The sequence below is a fragment of the Nannocystis exedens genome, from assembly GCF_002343915.1.
Lineage (GTDB): Bacteria > Myxococcota_A > Polyangia > Nannocystales > Nannocystaceae > Nannocystis > Nannocystis exedens.
On sequence record NZ_NETK01000001.1, the window covers coordinates 10440335 to 10460961 of the forward strand.

Consider the following 20627-nt stretch of genomic DNA (forward strand, 5'->3'; position numbering starts at 1 on the left):
AAGAGGCAGGGCCGAAGGGGCAGGTTTGAAAAGGCAGGTCTGAAGGGACATGCGCGTTCGGGCATGCTCTCCCGGACATGCCCGCAGGGTCAGTCGGCGCGGGCGGCCAGCAGGGCGGCCAGGGCGGCCAGCTGCTCGGGGGTGTTGACGCCGGCGACCTCGTCGGCGGGGACCTTCAGCGTCAGCACGCCGCGGCCGGCCACCCGGGCGACGAGGTCGGTGAGGTAGATCTCTCCCTGCGCATTGGCCCGGCCGAGGGTCGGCAGCTCGCTGCGCAGGAGCTCGGCGGAGGCGCAGTAGACCCCGGCGTTGCACTCCCGGATCGCGCGCGTGGCCGCGTCGGCGTCGCGCTCCTCGACGATGGCTTGGATCCGCCCGTGGTCGTCGCGGACGATCCGGCCATAGCCGTGCGGGTCGGCGGGCTCGAAGGTGGCGAGCGCCAGGCCGGCGCCGCTGGTTGCGCAGGCGTCGACGAGGCCGGCGAGGGTGGCCGGTCGCAGCAGCGGGACGTCGCCGGACAGGATCAGCACCGGACCGGTGTGCTCGCCGATCGCGGGTAGTGCGCACTGGACCGCGTGCCCGGTGCCGAGCTGCTGGGATTGCAGCACGAACCGGAGGTCGGCGAACACGGGCCGCAGGGCCGCCTCGACCTGCTCGGCCCCGTGACCGACGACGACCACGAGCCCGGCGACGCCGGCCGCCCGGGCGCTGCGCAGGACATGCACGGCCAGCGGCTCGCCGGCCAGCGGGTGCAGGACCTTGGGCAGGTCGGAGCGCATGCGCGTGCCCTTGCCCGCGGCGAGGACGACGGCGATCGGGGGCGAGGCAGGGACGGGATCGGCTGGCACGCGCGGCGGACCTTAGCAAAATCGCCGCGACCTGGCGTTCGGGTCAGCTCGTGCCGGGGCGTCGTGCGCTGCGCAGGCGCGGGAGCGCTCGCGTGGGACAAGGTGGGACCTCGTCGGCGGCCGGCTGCCTCGCGGCGGCGTGGGGCTCCGGGGCCGCCAGGTTGCGCCGCAAGGTCCCCTGTGCGACCGTTGGTGTCGGTCCGCGCGCATCGGGATGGCACGCAGTAGCAACAGGTCGGCTGGTTGGAGCTCGGCGCCCGTGGCCGTCGCGGTGCTGGCGCTGGCGTGCGGCGGCCCGAGCGCTGGCTCGGAGAGCGGGCCCGATCTGGCCAACCTGGTCGCGCAGACCGGCGCCGACGAGCCGATCCGCCGCGAGCCGCCGATCTCGCTCACCGCGGCCGACGGGACCGAGCTGCCGCTGCGAGTGCTGCGCGTGCGCGCGGTGCTCGATCAGCCGCTGGCGTTCACGGAGCTCGAGCTGGCGTTCGACAACCCGGAGGGCCGCACGCTGGCCGGTCGCCTGGCGCTGGCGATCCCGCCGGGCGCCCGCGTGACCCGGTTCGCGGCGTTCCGCGACGGCGCGTGGCAAGAGGCCGAGGTGGTGCCGCGGCGCACGGCGATCCAGCAGCTGGCGCTGGACCACGCGCCGCAGGAGCCGCAGCTGGTCGGCGCGCCGGAGGGCGAGCGCTTCGTCGCCCGCGTCGAGCCGATCGCGGCGCGGCAACAGACGCGGCTGATCGTCGCGTACACGCAGGAGATGCGGGGGCGCAGCGAGCCGTACCGCGTGCCGGTGGCCGGCCTCGCGCCGCTGCGCGAGCTGGCGGTGGCGCTGCGCTCGCGCTCGCCGCTGGTGATGGCCGGCGACCCGCTGTTCGCCGGGGTCCGCGGCGACGGCGAGTTCTACCGCTTCGCCGACGTGCGACCGACCGGCGACATCGTCGTGCAGCCGCACGGGCCGCGCGAGCTGGGCCTGCGCCACGACAACATGGTGGTGGCCCGGATCTCGCCGATCCCCCACGACCACCCGGATCCGATCGAGAGCCTGGCGATCCTGTTCGACACCAGCGCGTCGCAGGCGCTCGGCTGGGACACCCACGTCGACCGCCTGGGCCAGCTGATCGCGGAGCTCGCCGCACGTGTCCCGGAGGACATCCCGCTGCGCGTGGTGGCGTTCGACCAGGGCGCCGAGGTGGCCTACGAGGGCCCGATCCGCGGGTTCGGCGAGGCCGAGCTGGCGGCGGTCCGCTCGCGGCGGGCGCTCGGGGCGTCGAACCTGCTCGGGGCGCTGCGCTTCGCGGCCCGCGGCGGCGGCGAGCGGGCGGCCCGGCGCATGCTGGTGATGACCGACGGGCTCGTGACCGCCGGGGCGCACACCGAGGCGGCGCTCGTCGCCGAGGCCGAGCGGCTGCGCAAGCTCGGGGTGGCCCGGCTCGACGTGATGGTCGAGGGCGGGGTGGCCGACCCGGCGCTCCTCCGCGGGCTGACGACGCTGACGCAGCTCGGCGCGCGGCCGGAGACGCTGAAGGCGATGGGCCACGAGCTGGCGCCGGCGCGGCCGGGGCTGGTGCTCCGCAGCGGGGTGACGCCGCGGGTCGCGGCCCACCGCCTGACCCGCACGGTGGTCCGCGACGTCGAGGTGCGCGTGCCCGGCAGCGGCTGGGTCTACCCGCAGAAGCTCGAGAGCGTGCAGGCCGGCGACGACGTGCTGGTCTACGCCGAGTACGCCGAGGACGAGCTCGAGGTGGAGCTGGTCGGGCACGAGGTCGCGGCCCGCCACGGCGTGGCCTTGACGCGCTCGCCGTCGCCGCTGCTGCAGGACGCGTGGGCGGGGGCCCGCGCCGCCTGGCTGATCGACCAGGCCCGCTCGTGCGCCCGCGGACCCGACGACACCTGCGACAAGTTCCGCGAGCGCGCGGTCGAGTTCTCGCTGTCGAACCGGATCGTCAACGACGCCACGGCGATGGTGGTGATCGGCTCGGCCCACGACTACGCCCGCTTCGGCCTCGACGGCACCTCCCTGCGCGACGTGCTGGCGGTCGGCAAGTTCGGCGCCGAGTGGCGCGAGGCGGCCCCGGTGCCGCTGCCCGACGAGCGCGCCGCGCCGCCGTCGCACGCGCTGCTGGCCGAGCTGCGCATGACCAGCTTCGACGCCGCGCCGCCGGCGATGACCGCCGCGCCGCCGGTGCCGCCGGTGCCGCCCGTCCGTTCGCACAGGTCCGAACGGCAAGGTCCGAAGGGACCTGTCCGCGAGAACAGCCGGGCCGAGGCCGCCGCGGCCGAGCAGGCCCGCGAGGACGCGCGCGACCGCCTGCGCGACAAGGACGCCGGGCTGCGCTTCGGGCCCCACCGCACGCCGGCCGACGCCTACGAGGGCAACTTTTTGGCGGTGATGAATTTGCTCGGCGCGTGGGACGACAAGCGCAACGCGCTCGGGGTTGCCGAGCGGTGGCAGCGGGCGGCCCCGGCCGACGTGATGGCGCTGCTCGCCCTCGGCGAGGCGCTCGAGGCCAACGGCCGCGACGACCTGGCGGCCCGCGCGTACGGCTCGCTGATCGACCTGTACCCCGGCCGCGCCGACGTCCGGCGCACGGCGGCGGGGCGGCTCGAGCGGACCGGCGAGGCCGCCAACTGGCTGGTGCTCGACGCCTACAGCCGGGCGATCGAGCAGCGCTACGACGACCCGGCCGGCTACCGCCTGTACGCCTACGCGCTGCTGCGGGCCGGCTACTTCGGCGAGGCGTGGGCGGCCCTGCTCGACGGCATGGCGTGGGCCCGGGTCGAGCCGAAGACCCGCGGGCTCGAGCGCGTGTTCAAGGACGACCTCGGGCTGGTCGCGGCGGCGTGGATCCGCCGCTGGCCCGACCAGCGCGACTACGTGATGGAGGCGCTGCGCGTGCAGGAGGCCGAGCTGGCCGAGGAGCCGTCGCTGCGGTTCGTGCTGAGCTGGGACAACGAGCAGGGCGACCTCGACCTGCACGTGCGCGACGGCCACGGCTGGCACGCGTTCTACCGCGAGAAGACGCTCGAGTCCGGCGGCCGCCTGATCGACGACATGGACGCGGGCTACGGGCTCGAGGCGTTCGTCATCGACGGCCCCGCCTCGGCCTACCCGTACCGCCTCGAGGTCGGCTACTACGGCCGCAACGCCGACTACGGGGCGGGCAAGGTCCAGATCGTCGAGCACGACGGGGCGGGCCAGCTGTACTTCGACGAGCGGCCGTTCGTGGTGCTCAAGCAGCGCGGCTACGTCGACCTCGGGGCGCTGAAGGGCCCGCTGGCGCCGGCCGACCCCGCCCCGGCCGCGGTCGCCTCGCTGGCGCCGTCCGGCAAATGAGGTCACGCTCGGGGCATGCGCTTCGAGAAGGGCTACCGCAGCGACGACGTCATCGACCGCCGAGGCCAGCGGAGCTTCGGCGGCGGAGGCGGCGGGGGCGGGGCGCTGCTCGGCCTGGTCGGCATGCTGCTGCGCTCGCGCTTCGGCTGGATCGGCGTGATCCTCACGCTCGTGCTCTACGCGACGGTGGGCCGCTGTGAGCAGCAGGGCGCCTACCTGACCGAGCAGCGCGACGCTCCGGTCGCCCCCGAGAAGGCCGACGACCTGTCGAGCTACGTCGCCTACGCGCTCGACGACGTGCAGAACTCGTGGCTCGCGCGCTCGCCGATCGCGGTGTCCGGCGCCGGGCCGACGCCGTACCGCAAGGCCAAGCTGGTGCTGTTCACCGACCGCACGCCGACCGGCTGCGGCTACGGCGACGCCGCCTCGGGGCCGTTCTACTGCCCGGCCGACCAGCGCGTGTACATCGACCTCGGCTTCTACCGCGAGCTGCGCGACCGCCTCGGCGCGACCGGCGACTTCGCCCAGGCCTACGTGATCGCCCACGAGGTCGCGCACCACGTGCAGAACCTGCTCGGGCTGTCCGACAAGGTCCACGCCGCGTCGCCGCGCCAGTTGCAGGGCCCCGGCGGGCTGTCGGTGCGGCTCGAGCTGCAGGCCGACTGCCTCGCCGGGGTGTGGGCGCGCGACGCCGAGCTGCGCGGCAAGCTCGACCCCGGCGACATCGAGGAGGCGATGCGCGCGGCCGCGGCGATCGGCGACGACCGCCTGCAGAAGATGGCCCGCGGCACCGTGCAGCCGGAGTCGTTCAGCCACGGCACGTCGCAGCAGCGGGCGCGGTGGTTCGCGCGCGGCCACGACTCGCACGACCCGGCCCGGTGCGACACCTTCACTGCCGCCGAGCTGTGACGGCGAAGATGTGCCGGAGGACATGATGCGCGGGACATGTCCGATAGGCCACGAAGGTGCACTCGGAGAGGTTGCGCGCGTGGCGCGCGCCACGCGGCGCCCGGAGCGGGGCGGGCATTCGTCCACGCGAGTCGGTTGCCGGCCTCGCGCGCTTTATGAATGCAGCTTAACCGCCGGTTCACCGCGAGCGCCGGGTCCAGCGTTCATGCTGGCCGGGCCGCGAGGTGCTCGCGCGGGGTTCTCATGTCGACCGCCACGGCCCACCAGCTCTTCCACGACGCGCAGCCCGAGGCGGCAGCCGGGCCCGACATGCGCGCGCGCCTGCGGGCGGCGCTGGAGCACGCCTCGCACTACCTCCCGGCCCAGGCGCCGCTCGAGGTGTTCGTCCACCACAACACGCTGCACGCGTTCCAGCACCTGCCGTTCCACGCGGCCATCCGCGAGGCGCAGAGCAAGCTGCGGGTGCGCGGCTACCTGACCAAAGAGACATACCGCGATCTGCTGGCGCGCGGACGGATCCGCGACGACGACCTCGACGCGGTGCTGGCCGACGAGCGGTTCCCGGCCGAGCCGATCGCGCCGGGCTTCCCCAACCGGGACGTCGCCGCGGCGCTGGTGATCCGCCACGGCGTGGGCGCCGAGACGATCGCCCACCTGCGCTGGAACCTGGTCGAGAAGGACGCGGCCAACCGCTTCGACGCCGACATCCGCCAGGGCCCGCGCGACGCGATCGTCCGCAGCACGCGGGCGTGGCTCGAGCAGGAGGTGGCGGCCGCGGGCGGCCCGGCGGGCGCGCGCGGGGTCGCGGCCAAGGTCGTCAGCCCGACGCCCGGCGAGCGCGCGCTCGATCCGCTGCTCAAGCTCGGCGCGCTGCTCGGCCGCCGCGTCGACCCGCGCGACCTGATGGCGGCGTTCGCCTGCAACCCGGAGCTGTTCTCGGTCCGCGCGCTGTGGACCGCGTGCGTCCGCGCGTGCGAGCACCTCGAGGGCCAGCCGTGCCCGCAGGCCACGCCGGCGGTGTTCCACCGCGACCTCTTGCTGCGCACCAGCGGCGAGGATCCGAACGAGATGGTCCACGCGCACCTGATCCCGCTGTGCGCGGCGTTCCTCGACCGCGGGCAGTCGTACTGGACGATGCCGGACCGCGAGCGCGGGTTCTTCCGCGCGTGGTCGAAGGTGCTGTCGTCGGGCCTCGGCGTGCGCCCGGCGTGGCTGGCGGGGCTCGGCGATCGCCTGCGCGACTGGGACGCGCGCAAGCTCGGCGCCGAGGACGTGGTGATCGAGCTGCTGGCCGAGCTCGGGATCGAGGACCACGAGCTCGAGGCGTTCGTCGAGCACACGCTGCTGCAGCTGCCGGGGTGGGCGGGGATGTTCCACCGCCTCGAGCGCGCGCCGGGCCCGATCGGCCGCACGCGCGCGCAGGTCCACCTGATCGACTACCTGGCGGTGCGGCTGACGCTCGACCTGTTCGCGTACTGCGACGTCGGGGCGCGCCTCGGCATCCGCGGCCAGGCCCGCGCGATCCGGGCCGCCTGCGCCGAGCTGCCGCAGATCTCGGGGCCGAAGCAGCGCGGCCGCCACGACACCTCGTGGCCGCTGTTCCGCCTGTGCCAGCTCGCGGGCGTGTCGGCGGCGACGGTCTACGCGGCCAGCCGCGCCGACGTCGAGGCGGTGCTGGCGTTCCTCGACGAGCTCGACGAGCCGACCCGCCTGCGCGTGCTCCACGAGGCCTACGAGCGCCGCTACCGGGTCGAGCTGCTCGACGCGCTGGCGGCCAACCTGGCCGCGCCGCCGCCGGTGGCGACGCGGCCGCGGCATCAGGTGGTGTTCTGCATCGACGACCGCTTCGAGTCGTCGCGCCGCCACCTCGAGGAGATCGCGCCCGAGTGCGAGACCCTCGGCGCGGCCGGGTTCTTCGGCCTGGCGATCGCGTACCAGGGGATCGACGACCCGAGCACGTTCCCCCTGTGCCCGGTGGTGGTCGAGCCGCAGCACCGGATCGAGGAGCAGGCGCTGACGCGGCAGTTCAGCATCGCCGAGCTGCGCGCGAGCCGGCGCCGCCAGCTCGGCGAGATCGAGACGGCGTGGGGCCGGATGTCGCGCTCGCTGCTGCTCGGATCGATCGTGACGGCCATCGCCGGGTTCTTCGCCGCGATCCCGCTGCTCGCCACCGTGTTCTCGCCGCGCGCGGCCGGGCGGGTGCGCAAGGCGATCGCGCGCTGGTGGCTGCCCGAGCCGATGACGCGGCTGACGGAGCTGCGCGCCGAGCAGGACGGCACCCGCACGGCGCAGGTGATGTCGGGCTTCACCCTCGACGAGATGGCGACCCGCGTCGCGGCGCTGCTCGAGAACATGGGCATCGCCCACCGCTTCGGGAAGCTGGTGGTGGTGCTGGGCCACGACTCGACCAGCGTCAACAACCCGTACTTCCCGGCCTACTCGTGCGGCGCGTGCGGCGGCCGCTCGGGCGGGCCCAACGCGCGCCTGTTCGCGCGCATGGCCAATCAGCCAGGCGTGCGCGAGCGCCTGGCGGCCCGCGGGATCGTCATCCCCGACGACACCGTGTTCGTCGGCGGGCTGTACGACACCGCCAACGACCTGATCCGCCTCTACGACGCCGAGGACCTGCCCGACGCGGCGCTGCAGGAGCTGCGGGTGCTGTCGCCGCAGCTCGAGGAGATGTGCCGCCGCAACGCCCACGAGCGCTGCCGCCGGTTCGCGTCGGCGCCGCGGCGGGCGACGCCGGAGCGGGCGCTGCGGCACGTCGAGGCCCGCACGTTCGACCTGGCGCAGGCGCGGCCGGAGCTCGGCCACGCGACCAACGCGGCCTGCTTCGTCGGCCGGCGCGAGCTGACCGCGGGGCTGTTCCTCGACCGGCGGGCGTTCCTCGTCTCGTACGACCCGGCGCAAGATCCGACGGGCGCGATCCTCGAGCGGATCTTGCTCGCCGCCGGCCCCGTCGGCGCCGGCATCAACCTCGAGTACTTCTTCTCGACGGTCGACATGGAGCGCCTCGGCGCCGGGACCAAGCTGCCGCACAACGTGACCGGCCTGTTCGGGGTGATGAACGGGGCCAGCAGCGACCTGCGCACCGGCCTGCCCAAGCAGATGACGGAGATCCACGAGCCGGTCCGCCTGCACCTGGTGGTCGAGGCGTCGCCGGCGACGCTGCTGGCGATCGCCGGCCGCCAGCCGATCGTCGCCGAGCTGGTCACGAACGAGTGGCTGCGGCTGATCTCGGTCGACCCGGCGACGCGGGAGATCCAGACGTTCGACGCGCGCTTCGGCTTCCGCCCCTACACCCCGCTCAGCGCCGGCCTGCCGCGCGTGGGCCGCTCGAGCGACTGGTACACCGGTCGCGACCAATTCCTGCCGCCGGCGCTGATCCGGCCCTGACCTTTCGGACATGGTCTCCGCGTCATGCTCGACTCGAACTCGCTCGCTCACGTGATCGCGCTGGCCCCGGCCGCGCCGGCGCTCGGGGCCGTGATCATCGCCCTGGTGCTGGCGGCGCGGCTCGGCAGCGAGCGCCTGGTGGCGGCGGTGGCCCAGACGGCGATCGGCCTCGGCTTCCTCGGCCTGCTCGTCGGGCTGCTCGGCTGGTGGCTCGGGCCCGAAGGTCCGCTCGAGCTCGGGTTCGGCTCGTGGTACTCGGGCGCGGGCTACGACTTCCGCATCGACCTGCTGGTCGACGGCCGCTCGGCGGCGGTGTCGGCCCTGGTGTCGCTGCTGCTGGCGGCGACCAGCCAGTTCTCGATCGCGTACCTGCACCGCGAGCCCGGCTTCAACCGGTTCTTCCTGCTGATGCTGGTGTTCGGCGCCGGGATGCAGACGCTGGTGCTGGCCGGCAACCTCGAGCTGCTGTTCGTCGGCTGGGAGATCGTCGGCATGACGTCGGTGCTGCTGGTCGGGTTCTTCCACGAGCGCCAGGGCCCGGTGAAGGCGGCGACCCGCGTGCTGGTGACGTACCGCCTGTGCGACATCGGCCTGCTGACCGCGGGGGTGTCGCTGCACCGCTGGCTGCACACGAGCGACTGGCTGGCGGCCGAACAGGCGGCGCTCTCGAACCCGTGGCCGTCGACGTTCGTCGGCCTGTCGCTGGTGTTCGCGGCCATGGGCAAGTCGGCCCAGTTCCCCCTGGGCGGCTGGCTGCCGCGGGCGATGGAGGGACCGACGGCCTCCTCCGCGGTGTTCTACGGCAGCCTGTCGGTACACGCGGGGGTGTACCTGCTGCTGCGCGCGGCGCCGCTGCTCGAGCACTCGCTGGCGGCGCAGGCGATGATGATCGCGGTCGGGGCGATCACGGCGATCATCTCGGCGATGAGCAGCCAGGCCAGCCCGGACGCGAAGTCGGCGCTGTCGTACGCGACCGCCAGCCAGGTCGGGCTGATGTTCGTCGAGATCGGGTTCGGGCTGTACACGCTGGCGACGATCCACCTCGTCGCCCACGCGATGCTGCGCTACTACCAGTTCCTGCGCACGCCGTCGGCGCTGCAGGACGCGCTGGCCCGCCGGGCGGCGCTCGGCCGCACCGAGGCCGACGAGGGCGCGGTCCGCTGGGAGGCGCTGGGGCTGCGCACGCGCCGGTACGTGTACCGCCTGGCGATCGAGCGCTTCGACGTCGAGATCGCGCTCGAGCGCTACGTCGTGCGCCCGGTGATGGCGCTGTCGCGCCGGCTCGATCGGCTCGAGTCGCAGCTGCTGGCGCTGCACGGCGAGTCGGAGCGCAGGCCGCGTGAGACCGAGGGAGGCCGGCGATGAGCGCGTGGGTGCAGTACTCGCTGATCTTCCTGTGGCTGGCGCCGCTGCTGGCGGCGGCGGCGCTGCGCTGGGGCGTGCGCGGGGCGACCAAGCAGCGCGCGCTGTCGCTGGGCTTCGCGCTGCCGATCTTCCTGGTCGCGTGCGCGCTGTTCGTCCACGAGGGCACGCGCCACGCGTACAAGGAAGATCACCTCGAGCAGGGCATGGGCTGGCTGCACAGCCACTTCGCGGTCGACGGCCTCAACGCGGTACTGCTGCCGCTGACGGCCGGTTTGACGCTGGTGGCGCTGCTGATGACGCCGCGCGCCGAGATGCGCGCGGGACTGGCGGCGAAGATCATGGTGGTCGAGGGGGCGCTGATGGGCAGCTTCCTCGCGCTCGACGCCGGGCTGCTGTCGTTCTTCGTGGTGCTGTCGCTGCTGCCGCTGTGGTTCGACGCGAAGCACCGCGGGTCGCGGCCGCTGCAGGTGATCATGAAGTCGCTGGTGGCGGCGACGACGCTGGCGCTGACGGTGGCGATGATCGGGCTGGCGTTCGAGGCGTCGGCCGCAGGGGTGAAGAACCCGCTCGACCTGGTCGCGCTGGCGAACAGCCCGTACACGCCGTCGCCGTGGATCGGGACGCTGGTGCTGGCGGTGGCGCTGCTTCGCATGGGGATCGTGCCGCTGCACCTGTGGATCCCGGCGACGGCGCAGCACAGCACGCCGCACCTGGCCCTTGTGACATGTCTGACGCCGGTCGGGTCGTTCATGCTGGCCCGCCTGGCGCTGGCGATCTTCCCGCGCGTGCTCGGGCCGGCGGCGCCGCTGCTGATGGCGGTGGGGGTGTTCACGGCCCTGTACGGGGCGTTCCTGGCGGTGGGCCAGTTCGACCTGCGCCGGATCGTGGCGTGGTTCTGGGTCTCGCAGTCGGGGCTGGTGCTGGCCGGCTTCGCCGGGCTCGACGACGCGAGCGTGTCGGGGGCGCTGCTGCAGGCGATGTCGACGGTGGTCGAGTGCGGCGGGCTGATGCTGCTGACGCTGGCGGTCGAGGTGCGCGCGAACACGACGGACCTGCGCAAGCTCGGCGGGCTGGCCCACAACGCGCCGCGCATGGCGACCGCCTACTTGATCCTGGCGGCGGCGGCGGTCGGGTTCCCGGGCACGATCTCGTTCGTGGCGGAGGACCTGGTGGGCCAGGGGCTCCTGCGCGACCACCCGTTCGTGGTCGGGCTCCTGTTCATCGTCACGGCGGTCAACGGGATCACGCTGTGGCGCGCGTTCAAGCGCACGTTCCTCGGGCCGCCGTCGCCCCACGCGGACGACCTGCGCGGGTTCGAAGACCTGCGCCGCTGGGAGTCGTACGCGATCGCAGGGATGATCGGGACGCTGCTGCTCGGCGGGTTCTTGCCGGAGCCGCTGCTGGCGGTCCGGCGCGGGGTGGTCGACACGATCGGGCGCATCGAGGCGCCGGCGCAGGTCGAGGCGAGCGGGCACTGACGCGTGCGAGCGCGCGGGAGGCGGCCCTCGTTCACATCGTCGGCTTCGCGATCGATCGCATCCTTTTCCAGTCTCGAGGTCACGCGCCCCCGGGGGGCCTGCGTCGGCCTGGAGCGCGAGGGGCAGCGTCGACGCGATCGATGCCTGCGGTGATGAGCTGTCTCAAAGGTCATGTCGACAATGTAGGCGCAAGCAGTAAAGGGTGGCGCGAGAAATGGTCGCTCGACGCGCCGGCGCTGCCACCGACCTTCGCGTTCACGGCGAGGCGCGCGCGCCGTCGAGGGCGACGCGCCGGATCACTTTCCATCTGCGCGGCCTCCGCTTCGCTTCGCCGAAAAAATAACACCTGCTGCACGGGTCGGGCAGGGGATCGCGGCCGTGGAGCGGCGCAAGCGGGCCGGCTTCGACCTGTGACGCCGCCGCGTCGCGCTCGGGACACGCCCGAGGAGCGGCGCAAACTGGGGTTGCCGCGACGTGACGCGGCAAGGACGAGCAGTATGGGTATGTCGAGCGTATTTCGTAATCTGTGGATCGGCGCGGTCGTCGTCGTCGGCGGCTGCCATCAAGAGGGCGACTCCGCGGTATTGCGATTCATCACCTCGTCGGGCGGCGACGAATCCGTGGACGAGGGCGGGGACGAGGGCGGTGAGAAGGGCGGCGGCGGGGATTCGGTGTGTGGCTATCGCACGCAGACCCAGGGCGGCTGGTCGAGCACGTGCAGCGGCGACAATCCGGGCTGCACGCGCGACGAGTACTTCGATCACGTCTTCCCGGGCCCCGACCACCTCGTGATCGGCTGCGGCTCGAACACGGCGACCTTCATCAACTCGGTCGCCGTCCGCGAGGCGCTGCCGGCCGGCGGCCAGGCGCGCGCGCTCACGAAGGACGAGATGACGCACTTCGACGGCGAAGACGACCCGCAGCTCGGCACGGTGCTGGCCGGGCAGGCGCTGGCGCTGAGCCTCAACGTCGGCTTCAGTTGGGTGGAGGCGTTCGTCGCCCAGGATCTGCCCCCGTTCGCCTCGCTCCTGATCGCTGACAAGCACAGCCCGTGCCACGGGATGTCGGTGCAAGAGGCGCTCGACGAGGTCAACGCCGCGCTCGGCGACTGCGGCTCGATCCTGACGCCGGAGGAGGCCAACACCTGCGCGACCCGGATCAACGAGTCGCTGGTCGACGGCGAGCCGGAGTGCAGCACCTGGTACAGGTTCCCGCTGGACTCCCGCCTGCCGCTGACCGTCGTGCCGTCGAGCGACCTGGAGGACCAGAGGGACCGTCGGTCCGGCGCGCCGGCGCTGCGCGCCGCGGCGAGGTGACGCGAGCAGCCGTCGCCCGTCCCCCGCGTGCCGCGTCGGACTCGCGCCGTCGAGCATGCCCATCGAGCATGCTCCCGCCTCGTCCGACGCGGCCGCCCCGGCGTGCCTCTGGGACGGATCCGCGGCGGCTCATGAGGCGTGGGCCCGCGGCCGCGGCACGGCGCCGGCGAAGCGGGTGGGCGGCCACTCGGGACATGCCGCGAGGGACATGCGCTTCAGCGCATGTCCTTGGTAGCATGTCCTTGGGGACATGCTGCAAGGGACACGCTCACGGCTCGCCGGGCGCGACGGCGTTGCGCTCGCGCAGGCGGCGGCCGCGGCTGGTGCGGTCGAGCTCGACGTGGGGGGCGGCGTGGTAGTACTGCATCAGCTCGCCGACGCGGCGGGGGGCGGACTCGGCGAGGTTGTTGCGCTCGCCGAAGTCGCCGCTGAGGTCGTAGAGCTCGGTGAGGTTGTCGCCGGGGCGCACGAGCAGCTTGTAGGGCCAGGCGATGACGCCGTACTGGTCGCTCTCGTTGAGGATCAGCGGGCGGCCGCGCGGGCGCAGCTCGTCGGGGGCGCCGGGGACGAGGTGGGGCAGGAGGCTGCGGCCGTCGACGCCGGGGAGCGGCTCGGCGCCGACGAGGTCGAGGAGGGTGGGAGTGACGTCGAGGACGCTGACTGGGTCGGTGGCGAGGCCGCCGGGGGCGCCGGGGATCCGGATCGCCAGCGGGACGTGGACCAGCGGGTTGTAGAGGACGCGGCCGTGGTTGTCCGGCAGGCGCGGGTCCTCGCCGAGGCCCTCGCCGTGATCGCTGACGAGCACGACGATCGTCTTGTCCCACAGCTGGCGCGCGACGAGCTCGTCGATGAGGGCGCCGATCTGCTCGTCGACGAGGCGCAGCATGGCGCGGTACTTCTCGCGCCGGCCGAGCCGCGGGTTCGGGTTGGCGAGCACGCGCCGCAGGCTGCGGTCGCCGCCGTCGACCTCGTCGTGCTCGTGGACGTCGAAGTAGTGCAGCCACAGGAAGAACGGGGCCGCGGCGCCCTGGTCGGCCGCCTGCTTGCGCTGGTCGAGGAAGGCGAGGCCGAGCGCGGTGGTCCGCGCGGAGGTGCTGTACGAGCCGATGTCGCGCTGGCCGGCGTCGTTGACCAGGCGGTCGTGGCTGTGCAGGCCGCGGGTCAGGAGGGTCTTGCCGGCGTAGCGCAGCACCTCGCTGGGGATGACGCCGTGGGCGACGCGGCCGGCGTCGTGCAGCGCCTCGGCGAGGGTCTTGTCGATGTGGGTGAACGGGTCGATGCGCCCGGTGAGGATGCCCGAGAGCGACAGGTCGGTGCCGGCCGACGGCGCGAACGCGCGGGTGAACACGGTCGCGTCGGCGAAGAGCTGGAAGATCCGCGGGTACTCGGCGCGGTTCTCGGGGCTGTCCGCGAGGACATCCGCGCGCAGGGCGTCGATGCTGAGCAGGACGACGTGCATCGGCGCGGTGCGGCGCAAGAACTCGCGCACCTCGGGCTCGTCGCGCCACTGGCCCTGCTTGCGCGCGGCGACCTCGTCGGCCTGGGCCAGCGCGGCGGCGAGGTCCTCGCGGGCGACGTAGCCGTCGCAGTCCTCGTCGACGTCGTTGCCGATGACCTCGCGCGCCTCGGGGTGGACCTGCGGGTCGGTGTCGTCGCAGTCGGCGCCGCCGAGCGCGGGCGAGTGACCGTCGCCGTCGGCGTCGACGAGGGCGCGGACGACCCGCGCGAGCAGGCGGGTGTGCATGCCCTGGGTGGCGACGATGAAGCGGGTGTCGGGGTCGCGCAGGCCGAGCTGGACGCAGGCGACGAGGTTGGCGACCACGGCCATGACGGCGCTGACGAGGCCCGCCAGCGCGAGCGCGCGGCCCTGGGCGACGGGGGCGCGGCGCTCGACCTGGTCGTAGCGCCAGGGACGGGTGAAGCCGAGCCACAGCGACAGGCCGGCGGCCGCGACGGCGCCGACGACCAGTGTGGTGTGGATGTCGGGGTACTCGCTGCGGAGGAAGGTGCGGTTGACGTACTCGCAGGCGACGGCGCCGAGGCCGAGCGCGAGGGCGATCAGGCGCCGGCGGCGGATGAACAGCGGCAGCGCGGCGCCCTTCGGCGGGGCCCGGCCGACGGTGTCGGGCCGCGGGTACTGCAGCCACTTGCTACCTGGCCAAAAGACCAGGAGGAGGCCGAGCCAGCCGAGCAGCGGGACCCACACGAACGCCGTGCTCGCGCCGGGGAGGGTGCTGGCGAAGGCGCCGTCGAACAGGTGGCGGGCGACCGGGATCAGCACCGGGAGGCAGCAGGTCGCCCGCAGGGCCGCGGTCACCAGCGGGCGCGAGCGCAGGCGGGCGACCAGCCACTCGGCGAGCGCGAGGACGCAGCCGATCGCGGCCCCGAGCGCGAGGAGCAGCGACCACGCGGCCCAGATCGCGCCGAGGTCGGCGCTGCCCCCGAGCGCGCGGTGCTCGATCGGGGCGATGGCGACGGCGCCGAGCAGGCCGACGGCGAGGCCCGCGATCACGCCGCGCGACGGCTGGACCCGCGGACGGCGGGCCCGCAGGCCGCTGCGCACCTCGGGCAGGTCGCGCACGGTGGCGCGCAGGGCCTCGTCGTCGGCCGTGGGCGGCGCGGCGGCGGCAGGCGACGAGGGCTCCTCGTCGCCGTCGGGGGGGGCGTGATGCGATCGTCGTCGCTCACTCGGCGCCCTGGGTGGCGGCCTGGCCGGGCAAGAGGTCCTCGCGCACGCGGACGTACAGCTCGCCGCCGCCGGCGCGGAACTCCTCGGCCTTCTCCTGCAAGCCGCGGGCGATCGCGGCCTCGTCGACCCCTGTCCCCGAGGACACGCCCTCGCCGAGGTCGCGCAGGTCCTGGGTCAGCTTCATCGAGCAGAAGTGCGGGCCGCACATCGAGCAGAAGTGGGCGTCCTTGGCCGGCTCGGCCGGCAAGGTCTCGTCGTGGAAGCTCTGCGCGGTCTCGGGGTCGAGCGAGAGGTTGAACTGGTCGCGCCAGCGGAACTCGAAGCGGGCCTTGCTGAGCGCGTCGTCGCGGGCCTGGGCGCCGGGGTGGCCCTTGGCCAGGTCGGCGGCGTGGGCGGCGATCTTGTAGGCGATGACGCCGGCCTTGACGTCGTCGCGGTCGGGCAGGCCGAGGTGCTCCTTCGGCGTCACGTAGCAGAGCATCGCGGTGCCGTACCAGCCGATCATCGCCGCGCCGATCGCCGAGGTGATGTGGTCGTAGCCCGGCGCGATGTCGGTGGTCAGCGGGCCGAGCGTGTAGAACGGCGCCTCGTGGCACAGGCGCAGCTGCTCGTCCATGTTCTCCTTGATCTTGTGCATCGGGACGTGGCCCGGGCCCTCGATCATGACCTGGACGTCGTGGCGCCACGCGATCTCGGTCAGCTCGCCGAGCGTGCGCAGCTCGCCGAACTGGGCCGCGTCGTTGGCGTCGGCGATGCACCCGGGGCGCAGGCCGTCGCCGAGCGAGAAGCTGATGTCGTACTTCTTCATCAGCTCGCAGATCCGCTCGAACTCGGTGTAGAGGAAGTTCTCCTTGTGGTGGTGCAGGCACCACTTGGCCATGATCGAGCCGCCGCGCGAGACGATGCCGGTGACGCGCCTCGCGGTCAGCGGGACGTAGCGCAGCAGCACGCCGGCGTGGATCGTGAAGTAGTCGACGCCCTGCTCGGCCTGCTCCTCGAGCGTCTCCATGAAGATGTCGATGCTCAGGTCCTCGACCTTGCCCTTGACCTTCTCGAGCGCCTGGTAGATCGGCACCGTGCCGATCGGGACCGGCGCGTTGCGCAGGATCCACTCCCGCGTCTCCTTGATCTGCTTGCCGGTCGACAGGTCCATCACCGTGTCGGCGCCCCAGCGCGTCGACCACTGCAGCTTCTCGACCTCGTCCTCGATCTTGCTCGACACGGCGCTGTTGCCGATGTTGGCGTTGATCTTGACCAGGAAATTGCGGCCGATGATCATCGGCTCGAGCTCGGGGTGCTTGATGTTGGCGGGGATGATGGCCCGCCCGCGCGCGACCTCGCTGCGCACGAACTCGGGGTCGACCTGCTCGCGGATGGCGACGAACCGCATCTCCTCGGTGACGAGGCCCTGGCGGGCGTAGTGCATCTGCGTGTGGTTGCCGTCGCTGTCGGCGAGGCGGGCCGCGATCCAGTCCTTGCGCCGCGGCGGCAACCCGGCTCTCGGGTCATGTCCCTGAGGACCGGTGGTGTCGTAGACGACGACGTCGGGGTTGCCGCCGGTCTGCTGGATGCTGCGGAACGGGACCTTGAGGTCGCCGACCTCGATCTTGGTCGAGCTCGGGAAGCTGGTTTGAAGAGGAGGGACGGGACGCAGCGGGTGTACGTCGGGCCCCGCGATGGGCAATCCTGCGCGCCGCGCAGAGCTGTCGGATGTGTCGTCTTGACGGTCCATTCGCACTTTCCTCCGCCGGAATTATCCGGATCAGGTTCGAGGGGTATGTTCTCAGGCCGTATGGCCACCCCCAGGCGAGACGGGGACGATACGGCAGTTGCCCGCGGCGGGCACGTGATCTGCGCGAGAAAAAGCCTGTGCGCTAGTGTTTCTGCGCAACGAACGGCAAGGCCGAGGTCTGTAGACCCCGGTTTCGGCGCGGCTCGCCCCTGAGGGCACAAAAACGCGCAGAACGCCGTTTATTGTGCGTTTCGTCCGCTCAGGGTCTGCCCGCGAGGGGTTGGATCAGAGCCTCGGGGAGCGGAGCATTTTCCGCTGCACTTCGGCACAACGCCAGCGCGTCTCCCCCAGCCGCGCCTGGCCCTGAGCGGCGCGACGCGAACGCCTCGCCCGGCACGTACGCCGGCCGGGGCTCGCGCCACCGGACTCGTACCACGCAGGACCCTCATGCAGCCCCACAAGCACGCTCTCATCTCCCTCTGCGCGACCGCCGTGGCCCTCACCCTCAGCGGGTGCGGGACCACCGACTCGCCCGGCCAGGACACCGACGGCGACCCGTCGACGTCGACCGGCGCGACCACCGACGCGCCGACCGGCACGGTCAGCGTGACGGAGGGCGGCCCGCCCTCGTGCGGCGACGGCGTGCAGGACGCCGGCGAGGAGTGCGACGACGGCGCGGACAACGGGGCCGATCGCCCCTGCACCCCGAACTGCACCAAGGTGGCCTGCGGCGACGGCTTCCAGGGCCCCGGGGAGGGCTGCGACGACGGCAACACGCTCGACGGCGACTCGTGTACGAGCGCCTGCCAGGCCGCCGGCTGCGGCGACGGGGTGGTCAGCGTCGGCGAAGAGTGCGACGACATGAACACCGACAACAGCGACGGCTGCCTCAACAGCTGTCAGCTGGCCAGCTGCGGCGACGGCTACGTGTACACCGGCACCGAGCCGTGCGACGACGGCGACGACGACAACAGCGACGGCTGCCTCGACACCTGCGAGGTCGCCAAGTGCGGCGACGGCTTCGTCCGCGAGGGCGTCGAGGTGTGCGACGACGGCGACGGCGACAACGGCAACGACTGCCTCAACAACTGCCAGGTCGCGCGCTGCGGCGACGGCTTCGTCCACGAGGGCGTCGAGGCCTGCGACGACGGCAACGAGATCGACAACGACCTCTGCAAGAACGACTGCGTCGCGCCGGCCAACTGCCTCGACGGCGAGCAGAACGGCGGCGAGAGCGACGTCGACTGCGGCGGCCTGCACTGCTTCGGCTGCCTCGACGAGCAGTCCTGCGCCAAGAACGCCGACTGCATGTCGAACTACTGCCACGAGGGCCTGTGCGTGACGCCCCACCACTGCCGCGACATCCGCGACCTCGGGCTCGAGTCCGAGGACGGGGTCTACGGCATCGACCCCGACGGCCAGGACGGACCGCTGCCGCCGGCGCAGGTGTTCTGCGAGATGACGTTCAACGGCGGCGGCTGGCAGGCCGTGTACAACATGATGGACAAGCCGATCGGCGAGGCCGCGGCGCAGGCGATGCTCGACAGCCTGATCGTCAACGCGCCCGCCGGCCCGGTGCTGCCCGACTCGAACAGCCCGGCGATCCTCACCGAGGGCCTCGTCCTGGCCGACTTCACCGAGGCGGTGTTCGGCTGGGCGCCGACCAGCGGCAGCGACGTGGCCCGCTACGGCCGGCTCGAGTCACAGGCCGGCCTGTCCGGGGTGTGCTACCTCGACGGCTTCTGCGGCGCGGGGGTCGAGGTCGGCGACTTCGACATCGTCCCGACCGGCAACACCCGCACGCTCCGCACCGGCGACGACGACGACTTCCCCCACGTCGGCCTCGGCTACGACGAGCAGATCATGCTGTGGGGCTACGACCGCCAGGCGTCGATCTTCAGCAACTGGGCCAACTGGAACGACCAGGGCATGTGCTGCAAGGCCGGCAACATCGAGGCGATCGAGGTGCCGGGCTGGCGCTACACGATCTACGTGCGCTGACACCTGGCTTCGAGGGCATGTGCTTTCAGACCTGTCTGAAAGCACATCTTATTGCGGGTCGGCGGGACGCGCCTCCGCGGCGCTGGTCCGGGCGGCGCGGCGCAGCGACACGACGAAGGTCAGCGCGAAGGCCGGCATGACGACGAACAGGGCCGCGGGGTACGCCTCCGGCCAGGCGGCGCCGAGGGCGACGGCGACGGCGGCGATGACGGCGAGGACGGCGAACCAGCGGGCGAAGCAGATCGCGGCGACCAGCGACATGCCGGCGAGGAGGTGGAAGCTGTCGAGCAGGACGTCGATCAGCGGCAGGCCGTGGAGGAGGCCGATGACCCGCTGGGAGGTGCCGACCAGCGCGGCGCTGACCATGAACAGGACGACCTTGCGGTAGTAGGCGTTGCGGAGGAGCGAGCGCCGCAGCGCGAGCGCGAGGCCGACGAGGACGGCGACGATGGCCAGCCCGATGGCGATGAAGCGGCCGCGGAAGGCGTCCTCGGCCCCGAACTGGAGGGTCGCCGCCAGCACGGCGAGGAGCACGGCGAGGGTCGTGATCATCACGGTGCCGAACATCCGGCGCTCGACGGGCACGCCCGAGGGGTCGGCGGACGGATCGACGGCCAGGGCGTCGAGGAGCGGGCGCATCGTCGGCCAGCGCGCGTCGGGTTCGCGGGCGAGCCCGCGCTCGAGCGCGTGCGCGAGGCGGACCGGGAGCTGGACCCGCGGCGGCCGACGGTCGCCGTCGCGGACGCTGCGCGCGAGGGCGTCGATGGTGTCGCCGGCGAACGGGCGCTCGCCGTGGACCGCCTCCCACAGCGAGACCGAGAACGAGAAGATGTCGCTGCGCGCGTCGACCGTGCCGCCGGCGAACTGCTCGGGGGACATGTACGCGGGCGTGCCCATGGCGGCGCCGGTGATCGTCATCCGCGAGTCGAGCGGGCTGTCGACGGCGGGCGGCAGCGCGGACGGTCCGGGGCTCGCGGCGCCAGCGGCCCGGGCGAGGCCGAAGTCGGCGACGCGGACCCGGCCGTCGGCCCCGACGAGGACGTTGTCCGGCTTGAAGTCGCGGTGGACGAGGCCGACACGGTGCGCCGCTTCGAGACCCAGGCCGGCCTGGTGATAGGCGTGGACGACGGCGGCGAGCGGCCTCGCCTCGGCTCGCAGCCAGGCGGCGAGGGTGACGCCGTCGACCAACTCCATCGCCACGTAGACCTGGCCCTCGTGCTCGCCGACCTCGTGGACCTGGACGACGTTGGGATGCGACAGCCGGGCCAGCGCCTGGGCCTCGCGGAAGATCCGGCTGCGACCCTGGGTGCCGCCGCTGCTCTCGCCATGGAGCAGCTTGATGGCGACCTTGCGATCGAGCTGCTCGTCGTAGGCGGCGTAGACGACGCCCATGCCGCCCTCGCCGAGCGCCCGCAGGACCGTGTACCGGCCGATCCGCGCGCTCTCCAGCGGCCGCGACCCGCCGCCCGCGCTGGGCGAGGTCGGGAGCTCGGCGAGGGCCCGGGTGCGGGTCACTTCGAGGTCGCCGGGCTGCATCACGGACGGCGTCGCGGCCTGTC

The 20627-nt window shown here is 73.1% G+C and carries 11 protein-coding genes and 1 riboswitch; of the genes, 7 read left to right on the top strand and 4 right to left on the bottom strand.

Going from position 1 to position 20627, the window contains the following annotated elements:
* Positions 1–89: 89 nt before the first annotated feature.
* Positions 90–848 carry a sugar phosphate nucleotidyltransferase gene (locus NAEX_RS40715; protein WP_096332848.1) on the bottom strand — a complete coding sequence of 253 codons (759 nt, stop codon included), beginning with the start codon at positions 846–848 and terminating at the stop codon, positions 90–92.
* 259 nt (positions 849–1107) lie between these two features.
* Between NAEX_RS40715 and NAEX_RS40720 the strand changes: the two genes are divergently transcribed.
* The 6 genes from NAEX_RS40720 to NAEX_RS40745 all read left to right on the top strand — a co-directional run bounded on the left by NAEX_RS40720 (position 1108) and on the right by NAEX_RS40745 (position 12646).
* Entirely contained in the window at positions 1108–4182 is a 3075-nt protein-coding gene (locus NAEX_RS40720; protein ID WP_170136429.1) for a hypothetical protein, read from the top strand.
* Positions 4183–4197: 15 nt separating this feature from the next.
* A complete protein-coding gene (gene ypfJ, locus NAEX_RS40725) occupies positions 4198–5091 on the top strand; it encodes a KPN_02809 family neutral zinc metallopeptidase (RefSeq protein ID WP_096332850.1) in 894 nt (297 codons plus the stop codon).
* 243 nt (positions 5092–5334) lie between these two features.
* Positions 5335–8487, top strand: coding sequence for a DUF2309 domain-containing protein (locus NAEX_RS40730; RefSeq protein WP_170136430.1), 3153 nt, complete (start codon positions 5335–5337; stop codon positions 8485–8487).
* 24 nt (positions 8488–8511) lie between these two features.
* Positions 8512–9852, top strand: a complete 1341-nt coding sequence (locus tag NAEX_RS40735) for a proton-conducting transporter transmembrane domain-containing protein (RefSeq protein WP_096332852.1) — start codon at positions 8512–8514, stop codon at positions 9850–9852.
* On the top strand, positions 9849–11330 hold the full coding sequence (locus NAEX_RS40740; protein WP_096332853.1) for a proton-conducting transporter transmembrane domain-containing protein: 1482 nt from the start codon (positions 9849–9851) through the stop codon (positions 11328–11330). Before NAEX_RS40735 ends, NAEX_RS40740 begins: the two co-directional genes overlap by 4 nt.
* A gap of 503 nt (positions 11331–11833) precedes the next feature.
* A complete protein-coding gene (locus tag NAEX_RS40745; RefSeq protein WP_096332854.1) occupies positions 11834–12646 on the top strand; it encodes a hypothetical protein in 813 nt (270 codons plus the stop codon).
* Between the two features lie 268 nt (positions 12647–12914).
* Here the strand turns inward: NAEX_RS40745 and NAEX_RS40750 are convergent, their stop codons facing one another.
* Positions 12915–15227, bottom strand: coding sequence for a sulfatase-like hydrolase/transferase (locus tag NAEX_RS40750; protein WP_096332855.1), 2313 nt, complete (start codon positions 15225–15227; stop codon positions 12915–12917).
* 103 nt (positions 15228–15330) lie between these two features.
* Complete coding sequence (gene thiC, locus NAEX_RS40755) at positions 15331–17013, bottom strand: phosphomethylpyrimidine synthase ThiC (RefSeq protein ID WP_420814179.1); 1683 nt, start codon at positions 17011–17013, stop codon at positions 15331–15333.
* A 43-nt stretch (positions 17014–17056) separates the two neighbouring features.
* Positions 17057–17149, bottom strand: a riboswitch (TPP riboswitch).
* Positions 17150–17514: 365 nt separating this feature from the next.
* Here thiC and NAEX_RS40760 point away from each other — a divergent pair.
* Positions 17515–19068, top strand: coding sequence for a DUF4215 domain-containing protein (locus NAEX_RS40760; protein ID WP_096332857.1), 1554 nt, complete (start codon positions 17515–17517; stop codon positions 19066–19068).
* A gap of 48 nt (positions 19069–19116) precedes the next feature.
* On the opposite strand, the gene NAEX_RS40765 is transcribed toward NAEX_RS40760, so the two are convergent.
* Positions 19117–20604 (bottom strand): serine/threonine-protein kinase, encoded by a 1488-nt coding sequence (locus tag NAEX_RS40765; protein WP_096332858.1) that lies wholly within the window; start codon positions 20602–20604, stop codon positions 19117–19119.
* Between the last annotated feature and the right edge of the window lie 23 nt (positions 20605–20627).

Bases quoted from the DNA above. Each gene is read 5' to 3' on its own strand.
- NAEX_RS40765 (WP_096332858.1), bottom strand. From the start codon at position 20,604: ATGCAGCCCGGCGACCTCGAAGTGACCCGCACCCGGGCCCTCGCCGAG.
- NAEX_RS40740 (WP_096332853.1), top strand. From the start codon at position 9,849: ATGAGCGCGTGGGTGCAGTACTCGCTGATCTTCCTGTGGCTGGCGCCG.
- NAEX_RS40745 (WP_096332854.1), top strand. From the start codon at position 11,834: ATGTCGAGCGTATTTCGTAATCTGTGGATCGGCGCGGTCGTCGTCGTC.
- NAEX_RS40730 (WP_170136430.1), top strand. From the start codon at position 5,335: ATGTCGACCGCCACGGCCCACCAGCTCTTCCACGACGCGCAGCCCGAG.
- ypfJ (WP_096332850.1), top strand. From the start codon at position 4,198: ATGCGCTTCGAGAAGGGCTACCGCAGCGACGACGTCATCGACCGCCGA.
- NAEX_RS40760 (WP_096332857.1), top strand. From the start codon at position 17,515: ATGCAGCCCCACAAGCACGCTCTCATCTCCCTCTGCGCGACCGCCGTG.
- NAEX_RS40735 (WP_096332852.1), top strand. From the start codon at position 8,512: ATGCTCGACTCGAACTCGCTCGCTCACGTGATCGCGCTGGCCCCGGCC.